At 45.8% G+C, this 20,294-nt stretch carries 15 protein-coding genes; 6 read left to right on the forward strand and 9 right to left on the reverse strand.

From position 1 onward, the window contains the following. The first annotated feature begins 24 nt into the window (after positions 1-24). Together ribA and KUL49_RS17430 are read left to right on the forward strand one after the other, a co-directional pair. Complete coding sequence (gene ribA, locus KUL49_RS17425; protein ID WP_014947836.1) at positions 25-639, forward strand: GTP cyclohydrolase II; 615 nt, start codon at positions 25-27, stop codon at positions 637-639. 135 nt (positions 640-774) lie between these two features. Beyond that, positions 775-2,217: a DUF3300 domain-containing protein gene (locus tag KUL49_RS17430; RefSeq protein WP_131138104.1), complete on the forward strand. Its 1,443-nt coding sequence runs from the start codon at positions 775-777 to the stop codon at positions 2,215-2,217. Positions 2,218-2,298: 81 nt separating this feature from the next. Here the strand turns inward: KUL49_RS17430 and KUL49_RS17435 are convergent, their stop codons facing one another. After that, positions 2,299-3,171, reverse strand: coding sequence for a RimK family alpha-L-glutamate ligase (locus tag KUL49_RS17435; protein ID WP_131138105.1), 873 nt, complete (start codon positions 3,169-3,171; stop codon positions 2,299-2,301). Between the two features lie 173 nt (positions 3,172-3,344). Between KUL49_RS17435 and KUL49_RS17440 the strand changes: the two genes are divergently transcribed. From KUL49_RS17440 to KUL49_RS17450, 3 genes are all read left to right on the forward strand, one after another. Next, on the forward strand, positions 3,345-4,826 hold the full coding sequence (locus tag KUL49_RS17440; protein ID WP_131138106.1) for a methyl-accepting chemotaxis protein: 1,482 nt from the start codon (positions 3,345-3,347) through the stop codon (positions 4,824-4,826). Between the two features lie 36 nt (positions 4,827-4,862). Next, a complete protein-coding gene (locus KUL49_RS17445; RefSeq protein ID WP_131138107.1) occupies positions 4,863-5,381 on the forward strand; it encodes a DUF6436 domain-containing protein in 519 nt (172 codons plus the stop codon). Between the two features lie 122 nt (positions 5,382-5,503). Further along, positions 5,504-6,244 carry a MauE/DoxX family redox-associated membrane protein gene (locus KUL49_RS17450; protein WP_039236791.1) on the forward strand — a complete coding sequence of 247 codons (741 nt, stop codon included), beginning with the start codon at positions 5,504-5,506 and terminating at the stop codon, positions 6,242-6,244. Positions 6,245-6,339: 95 nt separating this feature from the next. Here the strand turns inward: KUL49_RS17450 and KUL49_RS17455 are convergent, their stop codons facing one another. The 8 genes from KUL49_RS17455 to KUL49_RS17490 all read right to left on the reverse strand — a co-directional run bounded on the left by KUL49_RS17455 (position 6,340) and on the right by KUL49_RS17490 (position 19,442). Next, positions 6,340-7,320 (reverse strand): histone deacetylase family protein, encoded by a 981-nt coding sequence (locus tag KUL49_RS17455; RefSeq protein WP_131138108.1) that lies wholly within the window; start codon positions 7,318-7,320, stop codon positions 6,340-6,342. Next, on the reverse strand, positions 7,317-9,158 hold the full coding sequence (locus KUL49_RS17460; protein ID WP_131138109.1) for a bifunctional acetyl-CoA hydrolase/transferase family protein/GNAT family N-acetyltransferase: 1,842 nt from the start codon (positions 9,156-9,158) through the stop codon (positions 7,317-7,319). The genes KUL49_RS17455 and KUL49_RS17460 overlap by 4 nt, the downstream gene beginning before the upstream one ends. 113 nt (positions 9,159-9,271) lie before the next feature. After that, positions 9,272-9,769, reverse strand: coding sequence for an alpha/beta hydrolase (locus tag KUL49_RS17465; protein ID WP_014947828.1), 498 nt, complete (start codon positions 9,767-9,769; stop codon positions 9,272-9,274). Between the two features lie 56 nt (positions 9,770-9,825). Next, positions 9,826-12,924, reverse strand: a complete 3,099-nt coding sequence (locus KUL49_RS17470; RefSeq protein WP_014947827.1) for an efflux RND transporter permease subunit — start codon at positions 12,922-12,924, stop codon at positions 9,826-9,828. Positions 12,925-12,945: 21 nt separating this feature from the next. Continuing rightward, complete coding sequence (locus KUL49_RS17475; protein WP_014947826.1) at positions 12,946-14,091, reverse strand: efflux RND transporter periplasmic adaptor subunit; 1,146 nt, start codon at positions 14,089-14,091, stop codon at positions 12,946-12,948. A gap of 316 nt (positions 14,092-14,407) precedes the next feature. Beyond that, complete coding sequence (locus KUL49_RS17480; protein ID WP_131138110.1) at positions 14,408-15,079, reverse strand: DNA-J related domain-containing protein; 672 nt, start codon at positions 15,077-15,079, stop codon at positions 14,408-14,410. Between the two features lie 626 nt (positions 15,080-15,705). After that, positions 15,706-16,878, reverse strand: coding sequence for a sugar MFS transporter (locus KUL49_RS17485; protein WP_131138111.1), 1,173 nt, complete (start codon positions 16,876-16,878; stop codon positions 15,706-15,708). Positions 16,879-17,018: 140 nt separating this feature from the next. Continuing rightward, positions 17,019-19,442: a TIM-barrel domain-containing protein gene (locus KUL49_RS17490; protein ID WP_131138112.1), complete on the reverse strand. Its 2,424-nt coding sequence runs from the start codon at positions 19,440-19,442 to the stop codon at positions 17,019-17,021. 282 nt (positions 19,443-19,724) lie between these two features. On the opposite strand from KUL49_RS17490, the gene KUL49_RS17495 reads away from it, so the two are divergent. Then, positions 19,725-20,216, forward strand: a complete 492-nt coding sequence (locus tag KUL49_RS17495) for a hypothetical protein (RefSeq protein WP_131138113.1) — start codon at positions 19,725-19,727, stop codon at positions 20,214-20,216. Positions 20,217-20,294 lie beyond the last annotated feature (78 nt).

The following is a 20,294-nucleotide window of genomic DNA, read 5'->3' on the forward strand; positions in this document are numbered from 1 at the left end:
TACTGTCCAAAGTGTAGAAGTAACATGAGTAGCAAACAGCCTAAATACGAATATGTCAGTACCGCAAAATTACCCACTCGCATGGGTGATTTTAAAATACACGGCTTTGTTGAAGCCAGCGGCCAAGAACACGTTGCCCTTTCTTATGGAGAGTGGAAAGAAGACGACGTAGTGCCAATTCGTATCCATTCAGAATGCTTAACAGGCGATTCTTTATTTAGCACTCGCTGTGACTGTGGCTTTCAATTAGAAAAAGCCATGCAAAATATCGTCGATAATGGTCACGGTGTGCTGTTATACCTTCGCCAAGAAGGTCGCGGTATTGGTCTTTTAAATAAAATTCGCGCCTACAACCTTCAAGATAGTGGCATGGACACGGTAGAAGCTAACGAACATCTTGGATTTGACGCCGATTTAAGAAGTTATGATATCTGCAAGCTGATGCTAGATACGCTGAATGTGAAGCATGTTGAGCTTATGACAAACAACCCGAAAAAGTTGGCAGCACTAAAAGCGCTTGGTATAGACGTGGTTGCACGTAAGCCTATTGACCACGGTATCACCAAAGACAACAAACATTACTTAAAGACGAAAACAGAAAAGCTTGGGCACGCTTTCGACCCCCACGTTTTCAAATAGACGAGTTCCTTAAAAACGCGCACACCAATGTGGGCGTTTTCTATTCAGCTTGGGTTAATCATAGGCTGGTTATAACGTATACAGACTTACCATTTAGCGCGCGAAAAGCCGTTGCTCATGCGCTAAGGAGAATGTATGAAAAACATAACCTTATCTGTGATTGTCGCACTGTCTAGTGTTTCAGCGCTACCTGTCATCGCCCAGTCGAACGCCAATCTTGCACATGTTTCTGCGTCAACGCAGCAATATTCTGACGCTGAATTAGACAGTGTACTTGCGCCCATTGCGCTTTATCCTGATACCCTGCTTACTCACATACTGATTGCGGCTACCTACCCGCTTGATGTAGTTGCAGCCGACCGCTGGCGCCAAAGCAACAAGCATTTAACCCCGGAGCAGGTGGAAAATGTGCTGGCGAGTGTTAACTGGGATCCCAGCGTAAAAGCACTTGCTCCGTTTACCGACCTACTCAGCACCATGGCGAATGATCTTCAGTGGTTACAGCAACTTGGTGATAACGTATTAATTGATCAAAGCCGTGTGCTAGACCGCGTGCAGGTGCTTCGACAACACGCCCTCAACACTGGCAATCTGGTGACCAATGACTACATTGAAGTTGAACGGGAACGTGAGCCTACTCGCGAAATAATTTACATTGAGCCCCGTCAGCGGGAAGTGGTGTATGTGCCTTATTACGACCCTCATGTTGTGTACGGTCACTGGTGGCACACAACTTCACCAGTTCGCTGGCGTCATCACGTAAGCTATCATCATCATAGCAATGTCTATTGGTCTCCAAGCATCCATCTTTCTACGTTCTTTTTCTTTGGTAGCGTTCACTGGCATAACCGCCATGTGGTTATTCACCGCGAGCCTGTACGCCGGTATTATCACGGTAGCCCAAGAAAACGCGTGATAAGCCGAGACTATCGTCGTTGGGAACACAACACGGTGCATCGTCGTGCGCGTTACTCTACTCGAGTAGTTCACAATGCGCCTTCGCGATATGAACATGCGGGTGTGTCGCGGGCAAAGCACTTGTCTAATAAACACGCTAGCACGGTAAACACATCGAAACGCCACAATGACAAAAATACCGTAATACCCATTGCGCGCACCGAAAATACCAAGACGGTAAGACGCACTATTGAGCCAAAACAGGTAACGCCACTTAGAGAAATTCGTTTTCAGAACAAACAAGACTCGGTAAGCCGCAAACAATCAATTGAGCACGCGCTAAAACGCAATCAAGCGGCGAGCAGAAGCGAGAAGCCAACTAGAGACCGGACGCTAAGCCAGTTAAAGCGGGACAAACCCGCTCGGATATCAACGCCGTCAGAGTCGAAGCGATATGCTAATAGAGAAAACACGCTAAAACGCCCAGCTAAACAAAACATAAATCGAGAGCGAATTGAAAGAACGAGTCCGCAAAACAAGCCGGTGGCTCGAGAGAGCAGTAAACCAAGACGAATTGAGCGGGCGAGGACTTCTTCAGTAAGCCGTGCACAAGTTAAGAATTCTGAATCAAGCAGAAACAGGACGATAAAGCAGGGACGAACTGAGAAGACGCTGCGTTAGCACTAAATTAGAACATTAGTTTCCTATCAGTAAGCCAGCAAACCTATAATTTGCTGGCTTCACTTTTCATTTATTCAACGCTTAGGCCCTATTCAAATGAAAGCTTATCAATGCGTCGACAAAGCGCAGGGGAGACTGTTCATCTAAATTGAAGTAAAGAGAGGGCTCAATAAGTTCAAGTTCCATTATCGCCCAGCCACTGCCCTGCCTGACTAAATCAACCCGTGCATAAAGTGCTTCGCAAGGCATTGCTGACAATGCTTTCTGGGCAATAACTAGTTGTTCTTCATCTACGGCAACGGGATGTAAGCTCCCCCCGTGCTCTTCTTGTACGCGAAAATCGCCTTTCTGCGGCACCTTTTTGATGGCATGGCTGTACTTCCCGCCAAAATAGAAAAGCGAGTACTCCCCTTCTTCAACCACGCTATTTAAGAAAGGTTGAATCATGAAATCACGTTGATTAAACGTATCAGAAAGCGCCTGTTGCTGTTCATGCCAATTTGAGACCGAGAGCTTAAACGTATCATAAGCATTAGCGCTAAGCGTAGGTTTAACCACCACAGTGTCGCAATTGAAATGGGAAAAGGCCTCATCAATAACACTGTTATTAAATGCATTACTCCACCGTGTCCTTACAATAGGCACGCCCTTGTCCTGTAGGTCTTTCAAGTAGTGCTTTTCAATATTCCACTGCATAAGAGGCAATGGATTGAGCAAGGTTGCGCTCGACGCATCAATTTGAGTCAAACAAGCCAGAAAGGCCTCTGGATGCTGCTGATAATCCCATGTACTGCGCACAATCACGTAGTCAAACCTATCCCAGTTTTCTGACTGACTATGCCAAGATATGGTTTCTACAGACCAACCGTTATCATTGAAAAACGGGATCAAAAGCTCGTCGTACACAAAGAAGTCTTCAAGGTGGTCAGTAGAAAGAAAGGCGATGGCAGGCATGATTGTGTCCTTTAGCTTATTTAGGCATTCGAAGATTAAACTTTTTTAATAACAATAACTTCTATACAAAAGTTAAATGGCGTAAAAACCGTGACTTACGTAAACTGTGGCGAAGTTAGCACACCCCTTATTTTTAACCTACACTTAATCCCAAATACTTGTCGGAGATTGGCATGCAGTACCCTTGGCTCCTAGAAGGTCACAAGATTTTTCGCGTTGTAATTGTTATCCAACTGCTGATTGCGATTGGCATCGGTTTTTATACTGGCGAGATTCTTCCTGCATTTGTTCTTGGTATTCCAATTGCTGCCGTACCACTTGTCCTTAGTTTGCAAACCCCCTATTCAGCGATAAGTCGCCATGCGATGGCTATCGGTGTTCAACTGCTGACAGCCCTCCACATCCACCAGTCATTCGGGTTAATTGAAGTCCACTTTGAAATCTTTGTTCTTCTGGCATTTCTTTCCTACTTTAGAGACTGGAAAGTGGTGGCAACCGGCACCGCAGTCGTTGCTGTCCATCATATTTCGTTCTTCTTTTTACAAGCGGGCGGCGCGCCGTTATTTATTTTTGAAGAAGGTCACGTAACCTTTCCTATCTTGCTGATGCACGCCGTATTCGCGCTTTCTGAGGGCGGTGTTTTGATGTACATGGCTAAACAAAGTCATCAGGAAGGTGCCGGTGCGGCTGAACTGCGCTTAGCTATTGAGACCATGCAAAAGGGTGACGGTAGACTCGATTTATCTATTGAACTTAACCGAGGCCACAAGATTGTGAGACCTTTCGCAGAGCTCATCGACCAAGTAAAAGCATTAATTGAGCTTGCTTCAAATTTAACAGACGAAGTTGTTAGAGGCTGTGACAAGATGGAACTGGCGGCAAACAATATGTTTGAAATCAGCAGAAACACTGACCAAGAGATTGCCATGGTTTCGGCATCGTCAGAAGAAATCGCACAAACGATGCAGCTGTCTACCGAACAAACAACCCTTGCCAGCGACAAAGCCTCTGCGGCACAAAGTTCTTCTCAGACTACGCGCGACTCTATTTCCAACACAAGCCGCACCATAGATTCGCTGCGCAACACATTAAATGCGGCAGCGCAGACAAACTCGGCGCTTAACGAGCAGTGCGCGCATATTTCTGACGCAATGCGCTCTATCACCGCCGTGGCCGAGCAAACCAACTTACTTGCGTTGAACGCAGCAATCGAGTCAGCCCGCGCAGGGGAACACGGCAGAGGTTTTGCCGTTGTTGCCGATGAAGTACGCACTTTGGCTATTCGCTCAAAAGAAAGTGCAGAACAAATCACAAGTATTACTGAGCAGCTAGTTGCCCAAACCGCCAGTTCAGTCGAACAAATGCAAACCTGCATTCAGCTGGTTGATGAAGCCGTTGTATCGAGCGATAACGCCACTTCAGCCATGACCCAGATCATGCAGCAAATTCGCGAAGCGAGCGAAAGCATGACCGAAATAGCGACATCAGCGGTGGAGCAAGAAACCGCATCGTCTTCTATAGCGCAAAGTACGGCGCGATTAAGCGAATTCACTTCTGAGGAACTGGCTACCGCTGAATCGCTAGCAGGCGAAGTTGAGGTGTTGTCACAAATCTCTCAACGCATGCGCAGTGCTATCGAGCGATTTAAGCTTTAACCAAAGCGCTAGAAGCACGCTGTTGGCATTTGGGTTATGCATAAAAAAACAAGCTGGATACTTTTGTTGTTATGGGCGGTGAGTTTACTCACCGCCTTGTTGGTTTACGGTCAGCGCCAGCTTTCTTCCTTCGACCCAAATGGTGATTTACTTCACCGCACAACAGCGCCTAATTTTGACGCTTCACTTGTCGAACTACTAAACGAACAAAACATTGCCCCTGGTTCTGTTATTCATGTGGGAACGCAATCTCGTTGCTACTGTGAAACGTTAACTACACCTCACCAGACTCAGCTATTAACAAAGCTAGGAAATGACTTTCATCAAGTCAGAGTGAATATAGAAGACCTACCAGAACTCGCCGCTATGCTTGATGCAGTGCCCGCGCTGATAGTTTTAGACATGCAAAATCAGCTTCGCTATTTAGGTCCATACGCAACGGGCTACGGATGCTTTACCGGAAAGAACCTTGTCGAACAGGTTGTAAGCTATACCACACAACTCCCCTACAACGGTGCGGTAATTAACACTGATGCAACTGGATGCTTCTGTTAAACCCTTGGCATAGATTATGTAACTTATCTTTGTATATCGTGATATCACTATAAACATGGCAGAAGGCGCGCATATTTTGCGCACTAGGTGCCGTTTCGTGAAAGGTTTACAAGGAGTCCACAATGTCAAAGCGCGCCGTTCTTTATCGCATGGTTACCCCTGATCACATTTGTCCCTTCGGACTTAAGTCGAAAGATTTGCTAGAAAGAAAGGGCTACGATGTTGAAGACCATCACTTGTCCAACCGAAGTGAAACTGACGCTTTTAAAGAGAAGCATAATGTGAAAACCACGCCGCAAACGTTTATCGATGATAAGCGAATTGGTGGCTATGATGACTTACGAGATTATTTCAATTTGAAGCAAGAAAGTGAGTTCGGTTCGCGCTACACACCTATCATTGTGATTTTTTCTTTAGCCGCCCTTGTGGTATTTGCGCTCATGCTAAAAGGTGGACTCCCGACAGGTATTGAACCTTTCATAATGAATTTCATTGGCATCACCATGGTGATCCTCGCATTACAAAAACTACAGGACATTGTAGCGTTCTCAAATCAATTCATTACTTATGACTTACTGGCAATGAAGCACGTAAGGTACGCGTATGTGTACCCTTTCGCAGAAGCGTTTGCTGGGCTTGGTATGCTAGCGGGGCTTCCCGCACTATTGGTTTCACCTGTTTCTATTTTTATCGGTGCAATAGGTGCAGTTTCAGTTATTAAAGCGGTATATATCGATAAACGTGAACTTAAGTGCGCCTGTGTGGGCGGTAATTCAGACCTTCCTCTTGGGTTTATCTCGCTTACCGAAAACCTTGCCATGTTAGGTGCTGGCCTTTACATGCTTACACGATGGATAGCCTAAGTTAAATGAAGGCTGATGCACCGGTGTTGAGCTGGTATCTATTACCGTGTTTACCCGTTGAATTAACAACACGATAATTCACTTGCTATGAGACCCTATTGAGTTTCTTCAATAGGGCGGCTCATACCTTTAAGGTGCGACACCACACTGCGGCCTAGTGCACTTAAATCGTAGCCCCCTTCTAACATGCTGACTATGCGACCATGACAACACTCGTCAGCCACTGCGCGAAGTTGTTGGCTTATCCAGAAATAATCGTCTTCCACCAGTCGCAAATGCGCCATAGGATCTTCTGCGTGAGCATCAAAACCCGCTGAGATAAAAATCAGCTCAGGTTGAAAGTTGCGCAATGCGTTAAACCAGTGCTGCACTTTTTCTCTAAATACTTCACCTGTAGAGCCTGCTTCTAGCGGTACAGAAAGAATATTACTTGCCGACACCGGTGAGCCACTATGTGGATAAAAAGGATGCTGGAAACTGCTGCAAAGCATGATGCGTTGATCGCCAGCAACAATTTGCTCGGTACCGTTTCCGTGGTGAACATCAAAATCGATTATGGCAACGCGCTTTAGTTCATAGTTTTGAAGGGCATAGCGCGCAGCTATAACAATGTTATTAAAAATACAGAAGCCCATGGCGCTGTCGTATGTAGCGTGGTGACCTGGCGGCCTTGTCGCGCAGAACGCCTGCCTGTCACTGCCTTCCATAACCCAATCCACTGCGTTACATCCCGCACCAGCCGACTCAAGTGCTGCATTTAAGCTGTGCCGCATCAAGCCGGTATCTTCGTCTAACCATGCCACGTTATCCTTGCGTTCGGAATAGAGCGTTTTTTCGTGGTCGCTAAATATGGACTGAGCCGCATGCTCAAACACACTTTTCACATAGTAAGGGTCATGGGCTAGCTTAAGATAAGCTTCAGCAATAGGCGTGGCATCAGCGTGCTCACACACCATATCGAGTCCAGAAGACAGTAATTGGTCGTCTATGGCGAACAGGCGATCCGGTGACTCAGGATGATCTTTCCCTAAGTCGTGTTTAGTGCCGTATTTGCCGCGAAAAATTTTAATTGTCATGCGAGTGATGCCACATCTAGTACTAACTCTATGTCACTGGGGTCGCCAGTGAACTTCCGTTTAAATTGCGCTTGCTCGAAAATGGCAATCATCGGGCTGTTATCGCCACGCACGTAGGCCATCATCTTCGCAATGCCTCGTTTTTTCGCAACGTTGATCAATTCGTTTAGCAGCCTGCTTGCCATCCCCTTTCCTTGCTGGGTTTCACGGGTAACAAACGCTGCTTCACAGGTATTGTCATTTGGATTGAAGTAAAACCGCCCTACTGCGTGAATGGTAATACGGGAGCCTTCTTGCCTTACAATACATAACGCCGCATCTGAGCTTTGATCCACCGACACCAAATTACACGACTTTTCGCGCGACATTTGCTTCGGGTCGTAGTTGTAACGCAGCCTTAGTGTTTCTTTCGTATGGGAGTAAAAGAATTCCTGCAAACGCCTTTCATCGGCGGGGTTTAGCGGGCGCATGTAATAGGTTTCCCCCTGAATATTCAGTTTTTTAAGCTGAATAGCACCCAGTTCTGGAATATCGGTTGGGTACTTTTCCTGATAATGAGGTACCCAATAATGCTGTCTTACTTCTTCTAAGAGCACCGCACGGAATTTTGGATGTGCCACACGAATAAGTTCCAATGCACGCTCTCGAATACTCTTACCTTTAAGCGATGCTATGCCGTATTCGGTCACCACGTACTGAACATTGCCCCGCGAAGTAACAACACCCGCCCCTTCACTTATACGGGGTGTGATACGGGAAATGGTTTCATTCTTGGCAGTAGAAGGCAGCGCTATAATCGCTTTCCCACCTTTACTGATAGACGCGCCCGTTACGAAATCAACTTGCCCGCCTATGCCACTGTAAAAGTCGTAGCCCAATGAATCGGCGACGACCTGACCGGTTAAATCCACTTCAAGCGCACTGTTAATGGCAACCATATTATCGTTCTTGGCAATATTGGTGGGTTTGTTTACGTAGCTACTTGGATAAAACTCGATGTGAGGGTTGCTGTCGATTAAATCGTAAAGCTGGCGAGTACCAATAGCAAAGCTAGTAACAATTTTACCGGGGTGGAAAGTCTTCTTCTTGTTGGTGATAGCGCCCGACTCCAACAGTTCAATAATACTGTCGGTGAGCATTTCGCTGTGAATGCCTAGGTCTTTATGGTTACACAGATATTTAAGGGTGGCACTCGGTATTTTCCCAATACCAAATTGCAGCGTTGCACCATCATCCACCAGCATAGATACATACTGACCAATTCGCTCTGCCACCGAATCGATAGGCGGCGGCGTTACCTCAACAAGCGGCTCTTCGGCTTCAATGCAGGCCGTTATTTCGCTGATATGAATATAAGAGTGCCCGGCGGTTCTTGGCACCTGAGGATTAATTTGAGCGATGACCCTTTTGCTTTGTCTGATTGCCGACATAGCAATATCCACAGCAGGACCTAGTGAGCAATAGCCGAATTCATCGGGTGGGCTTACGTTAACCAGCGCAGCATCCAGTGCTAGCGTACCGTCGCTAAATAAGCTTGATATTTCAGACAGGAAAACGGGGGTATAGTCAGCGCGGCCCTCATCGACCGCCTTACGCATGGCTTCGCCACCAATGAAGAATGTATTCGCTTTAAAGAGGTTTTTATACTCTTCTTTCACCCATCGGGTGTCGCCTAAGGCCAGCATATGAACCAGCTCGATGTCGCTAAACCCTTCGCTGTTATCAATGAGATGCTGCACTAGTGCATGCGGCACCGAGGCATTTCCGCCAACAAAGACACGGCAACCAGACTTTATCAGCGACGACCATTGTGGCGCTTGAGGTAAACTAAATGTCATTTCCATCTGCCCTGTTTTAAGCAATAACTCATCATGCCATAAAAACAGGCGCTTTCCCGCATTTGCGTAAGCGTGAACTATAAGCGATTGGTCGTAGGCTTACCGATTCATCGTTAGTATCGAAATTTTTCCAACCAATTTCTGAAAAACGGAGAAATAACAGATTTGCTGTTCGCGAGGCGATGGCCGTCATTAAGTAATAAGAGCTGAGCTTTTTGATGACGCGCGTACTTTAAGCTATTTTCGATAGGCACGATATCGTCATTCCAGCCGTGCACTAGGCTCACGTAGCCGTCGTAGGGGAACCGTTGAATTTCGTAGTTTGGCAAATACAGTGCAGGAGCCATAAGAAATACGCCTCGTGCCGAGATTTGGCTTGCTGCGGCAAGTGACACATAGCCGCCCATGCTTGAGCCAACCAGAACAACATCATTGCACTTTTCAGCAATAAACTCTTTAAGTCGCGCTAGGCGAGCTTCCGGGCAGTCGAGATCTTGATAATCAATACTCTCGACGCCAAAACCCATATCGCTCGCTACATTTGAAAGCGTTGTTATTTTACTGCCCCATGGACCGCTTTCTTTGCCGTGAGAAAAAACAACGGTGGTCATTACCGATATCCCTATTCAAAAATGAAAAGTTTTTCCCACTCTAGCGCACTTGCTTGTTACTTGTCTTCCCTATGAAAGAGTTTTTCTACCAGCACATAGAACATGGGCACGAAGAAAATCGCCAAGAAAGTAGCGGCGAACATACCACCCATAACCGCAATACCTATTGCATTTTGGCTGGCTGCGCCTGCTCCGCTAGCTAGTGCTAACGGCGTTACCCCCAAAATAAACGCCATTGACGTCATTAAAATTGGGCGGAAACGCTGAGAGGCTGCATTTGAAACCGCAGTCATTAAATCTTCGCCGTTTTCGTACTGCTCTTTTGCAAATTCGACAATAAGAATAGCGTTTTTCGCCGCCAAACCTACGGTAGTCAAAAACGCTACTTGCAGGTACACGTCGTTCGGCAAGTTGAAAATAAACGCAGCGGTTACCGAGCCAAGAATACCCAAAGGCACCACTAACATAACGGCGAATGGTACAGACCAGCTTTCGTACAGGGCCGCTAAGCACAAGAAAACAATCAAGATTGATAGTGCGTAAAGCATAGGCGCTTGCGATCCTGCTTCCTGCTCTTCATAAGATAGGCCTGACCATTCAATTGCGAAGCCTGGCGGTAACTGCTCAACCAATTTCTGCATTTCAGCCATAGCTTCACCCGAAGAGATACCTTCAGCAGCACTACCTTGAATATTGACAGACGACACGCCATTAAAACGCTCTAATTTAGGTGAGCCATAAACCCATTCAGTGGTCGAGAACGTGTTAAACGCCACCATCTCGCCGTCGCTGTTGCGAACAAACCACTTATCCAAGTCTTCAGGGGTCATGCGATGAGGCAAATCTGCCTGCATGTAAACACGCTTAATTCGACCTTTATCAATGAAGTCATTTACGTAGCTGGACCCCCACGCTATTTGAAGCGCGTTATTGATCTCACTTAAATTCAATCCAAGTGCCGACGCTTTCTCGCTATCAATATTGATTTTAAATTGAGGTACATCGCTTAAACCATTGGGGCGAACACCCGCCAGCTTTGGATTCTGCGCTGCCATGCCCAACAGCTGATTACGCGCATTCATCAGCGCTTCGTGACCATTTCCACCACGGTCGACCAGCTGCATATCAAAGCCCGTTGCATTACCTAGTTCCATGATAGGCGGAGGCACTATAGGAAAGGCTGAGGCATCTTGAATTTGGCTAAACGCGCCAAAAGCTCGGTTCATCACTGCAAACGCAGAATTGTTTTCGTCTCTTACACTCCAGTCGTTGAAGTTTAAGAAAGCCATACCCGCGTTTTGCGCCTGACCCGCAAAGCTAAAGCCCACAACCGCGAACATGCCGTTAACCGCGTCTTGTTCTTGCTCAAGAATATAGTCTTCCACTTGCTTGATAGACTCGAGCGTACGGCCAGCTGTTGCACCAGGCGGCGTGCTTACCAACACCATCATACGCCCTTGGTCTTCATCTGGAAGAAACGCGCCAGGAAGCTGACTGAAAATAAATGCCATACCACCTACAAGCAAACCATAAACAACGAAATAGCGCTTAAAGCGTTGCGCCATGTGAGTTGTAGTCTTTTGATAGCGATCGCGGCCTTTGTTAAACGTACGGTTAAACCAGCCAAAGAAGCCTTTGTTCTTGTCATGGTTTTCCGGATGCTTTTTCAATAACGTGGCGCACAAAGACGGTGAAAGGACGATAGCGACCAATACCGAAAATGCCATAGCCGACACGATAGTAACCGAGAACTGACGATAAATAGCGCCTGCTGAGCCGCTGAAGAACGCCATTGGGATAAATACCGTTGAAAGCACGGCCGCAATACCAACAAGTGCACCTGTGATTTGAGTCATCGACTTTTTAGTGGCTTCGGCAGGTGAGAGACCTTCCTCTTCCATAATACGTTCAACGTTTTCCACCACCACGATGGCATCATCTACGAGCAGGCCGATAGCAAGTACCATAGCAAACATGGTTAGCACGTTAATACTAAAGCCAAATGCCAGTAGCACAGCAAAGGTGCCGAGCAATACCACAGGTACCGCAATGGTAGGAATCAACGTTGCACGCCAATTTTGAAGGAACAGTAGCATCACCAAGAATACCAGTACTACCGCTTCAATAAGCGTATGTACTACCGACTCGATAGAAAGCTCGATAAAAGGAGAACTATCAACCGGGTAAACCACTTTAACTGTATCTGGCAAATTCGAGCGCAGTTCTTCAACTCGGGCTTTTACTGCCTTAATGGTATCTAGTGCGTTCGCGCCAGAGGCAAGGCTTATCGCCATACCTGATGCAGGCTTGCGATCGTATCGAACAATAACGTCGTAGCTTTGCGCACCCAGTTCAACACGCGCAACGTCACGCACGCGAACCTGAGAACCATCGGTATTTACGCGAAGTACGATGTTTTCAAAATCTTCAACGGTTTGAAGGCGACTCTGCGCTTGAATTGTCGCGTTAATTTGCTGATTTTCTATTGCAGGCATACCACCTAGTTGACCAGCAGACACATCAGTATTTTGTACCTGAACAGCACCTTGAACGTCAGTAGGTGTAAGATTGTAGCTGTACAGTTTATCTGGATCTAACCATATACGCATTGAACGCTGCGCACCGAATACCCGTACATTTCCCACTCCATTAACACGGGAAATCGGGTCGCGAAATTGAGAAACTAACAGGTCGCTCAGGTCATATTGCGTCATTGAGTCGTCTTCAGAATAGAAGCCAACTGCCAATGCAAATGCGCTATTTGCTTTAGTTACGGTTACCCCTTGTTGCTGTACCTGAGTAGGCAACAGCGGCAGTGCACCCTGTACCTTATTCTGAGTTTGTACTTGCGCAATATCAGGGTCAGCACCTGGCTCAAAAGTGAGCGTAATAGACATGCTGCTGTTCGAACTGCTTGCCGAGAAATAACGTAGGTTATCAATTCCCGTCAGGCTTTGTTCTATTACCTGAGTAACCGAGTTCTCTACGGTTTCTGCAGATGCTCCAGGATACGTTGCTGAGATAGTCACCGAGGGCGGTGCCACCTTGGGATATTGTTCAATGGGGAGTGAGGTAATTGCCAACACACCCGCCATCATTGTGATAATTGCCAGCACCCATGCAAACACGGGCCTGTCTATAAAGAAACGAGCCATATTACTTAAATCCCTTGTTTGCTATCGTGAGCCACGTGATGATGGTTGCCACTCCGACGGATTAACTTTCGCGCCAGGCTTCACCTTCTGATATCCAGTTACAATTACCTTTTCGCCTTCGCTCACACCGCTTAGGGCAACATATTGGTCTCGATAGATTTTGCCTATTTCCAAGGTACGACCTTCTACTTCGTTGTTCTGGTTAACAACATAAACTGAAAGCGAACCGTCTGGTTGGCGTGTCGTTGCGCGTTGAGGAACAAGCAGCGCATTTTCGCGTCCAGTAATGACGTGGCCTTTCACAAACAAGCCAGGCAGCAATACACCATCTGGATTTGGCATTTCAGCACGAAGTGTTACCGACCCAGTGGTCTCATCAACCGTTACCTCAGAAAATTTAACGCTGCCTGTTTGGTCGTAACGCTTGCCTGTTACTTCATCTACCGTTAATTCAACATCCATCGAACCTTGGTTTCTCATTGACTGACGAAGCGTAATAATTGACGCACCTGACTCCTGCATATCAATGAAAACTGGGTCAAGCTGTGTAATGGTTGCAAGTTGCTGAGATTGGTTCGTAGTAACAAGGGTACCTTCAGTAACAAAAGAGCGGCTAATACGCCCGCTGATTGGGGCGTACACTTTGGTGTAACCCATGTTAACCTTCGCTACGTCAACAGCAGCCTCAGCTACGCTGATTGCCGCTTGCGCTTGATCTTTCTGAGCAATTACGTCGTCATATTCTTGTTTGCTTACCGCGTTTTGCGCAACAAGGTCGTCATAGCGTCGCGCCTTTGCTTCCAACGTTTTAAGGTTCGCTTGAACGCTTTTCAAATCGGCTTTTGCGCTATTTAACTGTGCTAGATAACGGGCTTCGTCAATTTGATAAAGCTGCTGTCCTTTTTCTACATGTGCGCCTTCTTCAAACAAGCGCTCCGTAATAACACCATCTACCTGAGGACGCACCTGAGACTGACGAGACGGGCTTACTCGGCCCGGTAACACCATTTCATGTACTACAGGTTCTTGTTTCAGTGTAACTACCGATACTGAGGGTGCAGGCATACCTTGCTGAGCACCTTGCTGTGCTTGCTCGCCTTCATTCGAACACCCAATAACGCCGACAAGGGTTATTAATGCTGCAGTAACATAAAAAATGCGACTCATAAATTTTCTATTTCCCAATAACTTTTTGTACAGAACACGGCCTTTGCTCTGCATATCCAATTTTAAAATTAAAGCTTATTGCTTCCGGTGCACCGAATTATCTTGCGCATTTCAAAGCCTGAAACTGCGATAATTGGTTTTGAAGTGGCATAGTTAAGCGATCATTGATACGGATCTACGCTCTTATAGGTCATATTGTGCGCATTTATAGATGATAATAAAAGTCAATGAAGTTGAAATTACTGAAGTTGTCGGTCAAATACCGAACCCTATATACATTATGCGAATAATACGAAGGTATAAGGTAAAGCACGTTCTATTTAAACGAATAGTAACGACTAAGCACTTGGTAAGCATGAATGACCGACTGGGCTTCTTTCTGCGTTCCACCTTTATCAGGGTGTGCAGATTGCAGTGTACGCTTGTAAACGCGCTTTAGCTGAACAAGGGTGACCGGCTCATCAAGTGAAAGGCCAAGTATAGTGTGAGCTTTTTCTATATTGTCTAGATCATGGCTGCTATTTCCGCCGCTAAACATGCGCTGCCAAAACGCGTTTAGCAATGTATCGACGGCTTCACGGTCAGTTTTTTCAAAATTTGCCCAATCTAGGTAATACTCAGCCAGCGGCTCTGAGTTATTAAGTGCCGTCACATTTTTATTGTTACTACCTTGCGTTAAACCGCGCTCATTAAAAGGCGTCAACTTTATGCACAGCGCATGAATCTCTAATTCCCCGTCGTTCTGCTTAATCCAATAGCGCTTCAATTGATACAGGGCGTGAAACAGGACAAAGTGCGTTTTAAATAGCATTAGCGGGTCTCGCAGTGCATCTTCATCGAAAAAACAATACGGCGCCTTTTTTAGCATTTCAATAAGCTCATACTCAGAAATACCATTGATAAACCGTGCTTTTTGCGTCGACAAAATATCAACTAGAAGTTCAGCTTGCAGTGCGTATGTGTGGCTGGCGCCTGGTTGTGTATACAAACCTAGTACCTATAAATTAACGTCGGTAGAAGAAGATAATATACCAGCCCGCATAGATAATTACCCACTCAGCGAGAGTTAAAATGTTCGTAATCGCGGCGTGTTACCGCAGGTATAGTGGTTCTACATCAAGGTGACAATAGGTCTCGATATCGCCAAGTCTGTTTTTCATTTAGTTTTTATGAACCAGTCAGGCAGAGTGCTCAAAAAGAAGAAGTTAAGGCGTCACCAGATGTTGTCCTATTTTAGTCAACTGGAGCCATGTATTGTAGTGATGGAAGCCTGTGGAAGTTGCCATTACTGGTGCAGGGAATTGACGAAAGCCGGGCATGAAGTCAAAGCGATAGCACCCAAACCAAAGATAAGTAAATAAACTAAAACAGGGAGCCTATCAACATATTGCAAAAAGACAACGTAATGATGATTAACGGTTCACAACCGTCTTGTTCAAATCAGTTAATACCAAGGGCCTTCGAGGCCGCCGAATTGATGAGACAACAAGATGCGAACAACCATCAAGGCTAGAAGTCAAATGACTTCACGAAAAAGCCGAATATATGGCAGCAATGAATCACGTTAATATATCAACACGTTGTCTTGCAATCGGAGAGGGTCCATATATGGTATTAGCTTCGGTGGTACTTAATTTTTCGGCTGTATCCATAAGATGCCAACCACAGCACGCAGCCGCCAAGCGGGATCACCCAAAACGCTGTAGTAAGTGGAGCAAAGTTCGCCCATAGTCCGGTAGAAAACGATGCCACTTGAACACCTGTAGAGTTACCGATAATTGAAATACCAGAAAGTACGGGGCCGTTGTCACTGTCGATATTCATTGCCGCAGAAAGTGCTAACGGGAAGAGCCCACCTAGCCCTAAGCCGAGCAGTAAATTACCAGCGCCAATCCCATAAAATGAAGGCATTAGTTTCAGTGCAAATACACCTGCTAGCGAGGCTGTTGCCATGATTACAATCATGCGGTGTACCGATACAAATCGCAGTAAAAAAGGGAAGGTAAGGCGGCTTATCACCATGCCAGCGGTAAAAAATGCCAGTAAGTTTCTCGACTGCTCGCCAGTAAAGCCTAAGCCGTTTTGCGCATAGCTTACAAACCAGTTCGCGTTACCAAATTCTACAGCACCATAGCCAAAGGTAAGCAAAGTTAGAAATATGAAAACGGGCTGCTTGATAATGACCCCAAATGCCAAGGTCTTTTTAGGCGCTTTTGGCTGACCTTTAAGCACTTTTGCCTGAGAGCGCGCCGCAATAAATGCGTAGCACGAAAGCAAAATCATAACGCCTGCCAACACCTGAATAGGTAAGCGCCAGTTGTGCTCAACAAGGTATAACAGTGTTACAAAGAACGACGCCGCAAACGTTCCTAAACTGAACATAAAGTCCATTAAGCCCATCATAGTAAAACGCTTTTCTGCGTACATTCGTGCAATAAGCGTGTGGCCAATAGTAAATATTGTTGAGCTCACCACACCTATTAATATCGCTAACACCAAAAACCATTGCCAAGCGGTAAGCACTGACACAAGCAGCAACAGAGCCGTATTCATACTAAATAACGTGGCTAATAGCGGCATATACTCAAAGCGACTGGCATACTTGCCACCAATCACAGCGCCTAACATCATGCCTACAGAGAAGAGCGAAAAAAGTGCGCCACTGACTACTTCAGACATTTGCAGATCGGCTGCAATGTCTGGCAGTAATATTCCCCACAAGAGAAACAATTTACCAATTAGAAAAAAACCAGCGAAAATAACGATGGTGGCAGGAAGTCGGCTCATTTAGGCTCCATGGCTGATATCAGTAGAAAGACATCCGATTTAGGCGTGAGGGCACAGCGTAGTTATGCCCTTGACCACAAAGTGAACCTTTTGAGGGCGCTGGCCTTTACTGTGCAAGAAAGAACAGCAGCCCTTAATTATCACATAATCACTACCTTTACAGATTGCTGATAATCGCAAGAAATTGCAAGTGAAAGCGTTTTCCCTTTTTCATCCCATATTACAGGCACGCTCCTGCCATCAATTGAAACGCTCTGTGGTTTTTCGCTTAAACCGTGCACGATGTAAGCGATGTCTCGCTGCTTAGGCATACCTATATAGCTGCCTTCGCTATCAAGAGTCAGGGTTAATGCGGCCTTTTCGTCTACTGACGCACTGAGCTGTAGTTTGGTGTACAAGCCTTTTTTGACAGACGCTGGATTTTTGCCGTCATCCTCGTAGTAAGTATATGAAGATGAATTTACTGAATTGTCATGCCAGTAATGCATTTCTATTTTACGTGCATTAAACTGCTCTGTGCGGCTAAGCCCTTTAGTCATTGGCATAAAGCTTCCCGCTTTTACCCACACTGGGAAATTATCTTGGCTTAGCGGGTAGTTAACGGTTTGACCACCTTGGTATTTCGTATCAGAGAAAAAATCAAACCATACGCCTTCGGGAAGCAAAGTCGGCCACTCCGTTTGGTTAGCGCTCGTCACAGGCGAAACTAACAGGCCATCGCCCCACAGATAACTGTCTGCATTTTCAAACCAATCGCTTTCACCATACGCCATAGCTAACGGGCGCATTAATGGCGTGCCGTAAAGCGCATTTTCAAAGGCAAGTGAATAGTTGTAAGGCAGCATGTCGTAGCGAAGTTGGATAAACTTGCGCGCAATAGACTTTACGGGATCGGCGTGGAAAATTGGCTCCGGCGCAATATTATCTTGAGCATGAGGCCTAAATACCGGTGAAAAGGTACCGAACTGAAGCCATCTTGTATAAAGCTCGGGATCAAAGGTTTCGCCTCCAGCAAACCCACCTAAGTCGGAATGGGTATACGCCATTCCAAAAACACTCATTTGAAGTGCCAACTCTACCTGAGGTTTAAGTCCGCCCCAGCTTCGACTCACATCGCCTGTCCACGGCACCATTCCGTACCGTTGACTGCCCAAAAATCCTGAACGCATCAGCACAAAGGGGCGCGTGTCGGGTTGTAGCGCAGTTAAATTGTTATACACGGTTTTCGCCCACTGATGACCGTAGGCATTGTGCACTTCTGCGCCGCTTACTTTTGTAGACTGCCACATGTGCTGAATATCATCAGGGTGCACTTCAGGCTCGCCCAAGTCGCCCCACCAGCCTGCAACACCCTGTGCAGCAAGCTTTTCATAGTATTGCCAAAACCAATCTTGACCCGCTTCACTGAACACATCGACAAGGCCGGTATTGCCAAAATAAAAATCGAAGGTATACGGCGCACCATCATCGTTTTGAGCAAGGGCATTATTGGCAACGGCGCTTTCCCATTGCTTTGACGTCGTAAGAATAAAAGGCTCTGTTATCAGCACGGTTTTCACGTCTTGAGCGCGTAGCTCACTAATCATTTTCTCGGGTTCAGGGAAGGTGGCAGTGTCCCAGCTTAAGTTCCCCATATGCCCTTTAATATCTTTACCAAACCAGTAAAGATCTAGTACCACAGCATCAACAGGAATATCTTGCGTATTAAAGGCATCGACAACATCCATCACCTCATTTTGAGATTTATAGCCAAATCGAGACGCAAAATTACCCAGCAGCCAGCGTGGAGGAAGCGGCTGTTTTCCCGTTACTGCAACGGTAGACCTTACTGTATCTTCTAAATTTTCACCCAACACCATGATGTAGCTAGCACGGCCACCTTGTGCTTTAAATAGCAACTCGTCGCTGTTCGTTTTGCCAATATCTAGCTCACCAGAAGCGGTGTTATCGAACAATATGCTGTAATTTTTTGAAGACATCACGGCCGACAGCCCAAAATACATTTGGTTTGACGATGTGGTGTATCCATAATGTGCTTTGTTATATAGCGGCATGCTATGACCACGACGATCCATACCTAAAACCCGCTGGCCGCCACCATAAAGTTTCTCGTTTTCATCTAACGCAAACGACAGGCTGACGCCGTTATCAGAAATGTTTAGCCCATCTTGTTCTTTTGCTACTACTTTGCCGTTTACCGAGTAACTGATAACGTGCGTTAATTTATCGACATGTGCAGAAATATTATTGAATTTCAAGGTAAGCGTTGTTGCGGTTTCTTCTAGCTCAACATCGCCTGCGATATTTTTTGTAACTGCACTCGTGGCTTCCTCAGGAAGTGCCATAGAAGGTAGGTTTGCGTAGGGCGCACCTTTGCCATCGGTAAGGTAGGTTACCTGAAAACTGTTGTTACGCAGCGCCTTTATCTTAAAATCATTAGTATCCGTATCAATGGTAAGCGTTGCGTTTTCAAGTGTTGCTGTTTGAACTTCCGCTAGCGCATTTGCCGAAAAGAGTGCAAAACCCGCACATGCCAGTGATACACGCAGTTGCCTGTCTATCATACTTAAAACCTTTTTTATGCTTCGATGCGAAGCGCGCTTAATTAAAGCCTACTTGTGTACGGTGAATGATAGCCAGTGCATTGCTCAACTTAAATAAACATACGTATTCATAATGTTAAATTTGTTAACAACAATTGCTTTATTAATGATTATCTCTTTGGCTCACTTACTGATATAAAAAGATGTATAAACAGGGAGTCTATTAATCATTGGAGAATACTTTGTTATGCCTTATGCGCCGATGCCAACCTTTCCTAATAAAGTTAATCTAAAGCGAAATGAATGATGCGATGGATGTTATTTGGTGTCATTACATCTTTATTTGGGTTTTATTGCTTTGTCAGATTATTTCAGCCTAGCGCATTTATTCATGTTGGAGATAATACCGTCGCTTTAGCGACAGTATTTATTGACTCCAGTTGGGACATCCAACAATCGGGATTTGATCGCGAAGAGTTATTTGAGGTTGTCAGTAAACATAACCTCCCACAAGGCGTTGTGTATTTACATGTTCCAGTTATTTATGATGCTCAAAACAAATTAACTCCACCACCAAACAATAAACAAAGAGAGATTAGTATTTTTGATACTTCGCTACTTATCGAAACTGCTCCTCTAGATCCATTTGGCGTGCCCTACACCCTAAGACTTATCTCTATCGATAAACAGAAATACTGGATAAGAGATAGTCATATGGACAGCGCACTTTTTCAGTACAAGGCCGACATCAACTTTACTCCAGTATCAACGAACTGGTTTAACTCAATACTTTAATATTACATGTGCGATTAACTTAGCTAGTTCTCGAAAGCCGTGTGAACTAAGCAGTAGCCGCATAAAAAAGCCCGCAAC

Origin of the sequence: Alteromonas sp. KUL17, from assembly GCF_006538305.1 — a bacterium.
GTDB classification, from domain to species: domain Bacteria; phylum Pseudomonadota; class Gammaproteobacteria; order Enterobacterales; family Alteromonadaceae; genus Alteromonas; species Alteromonas macleodii.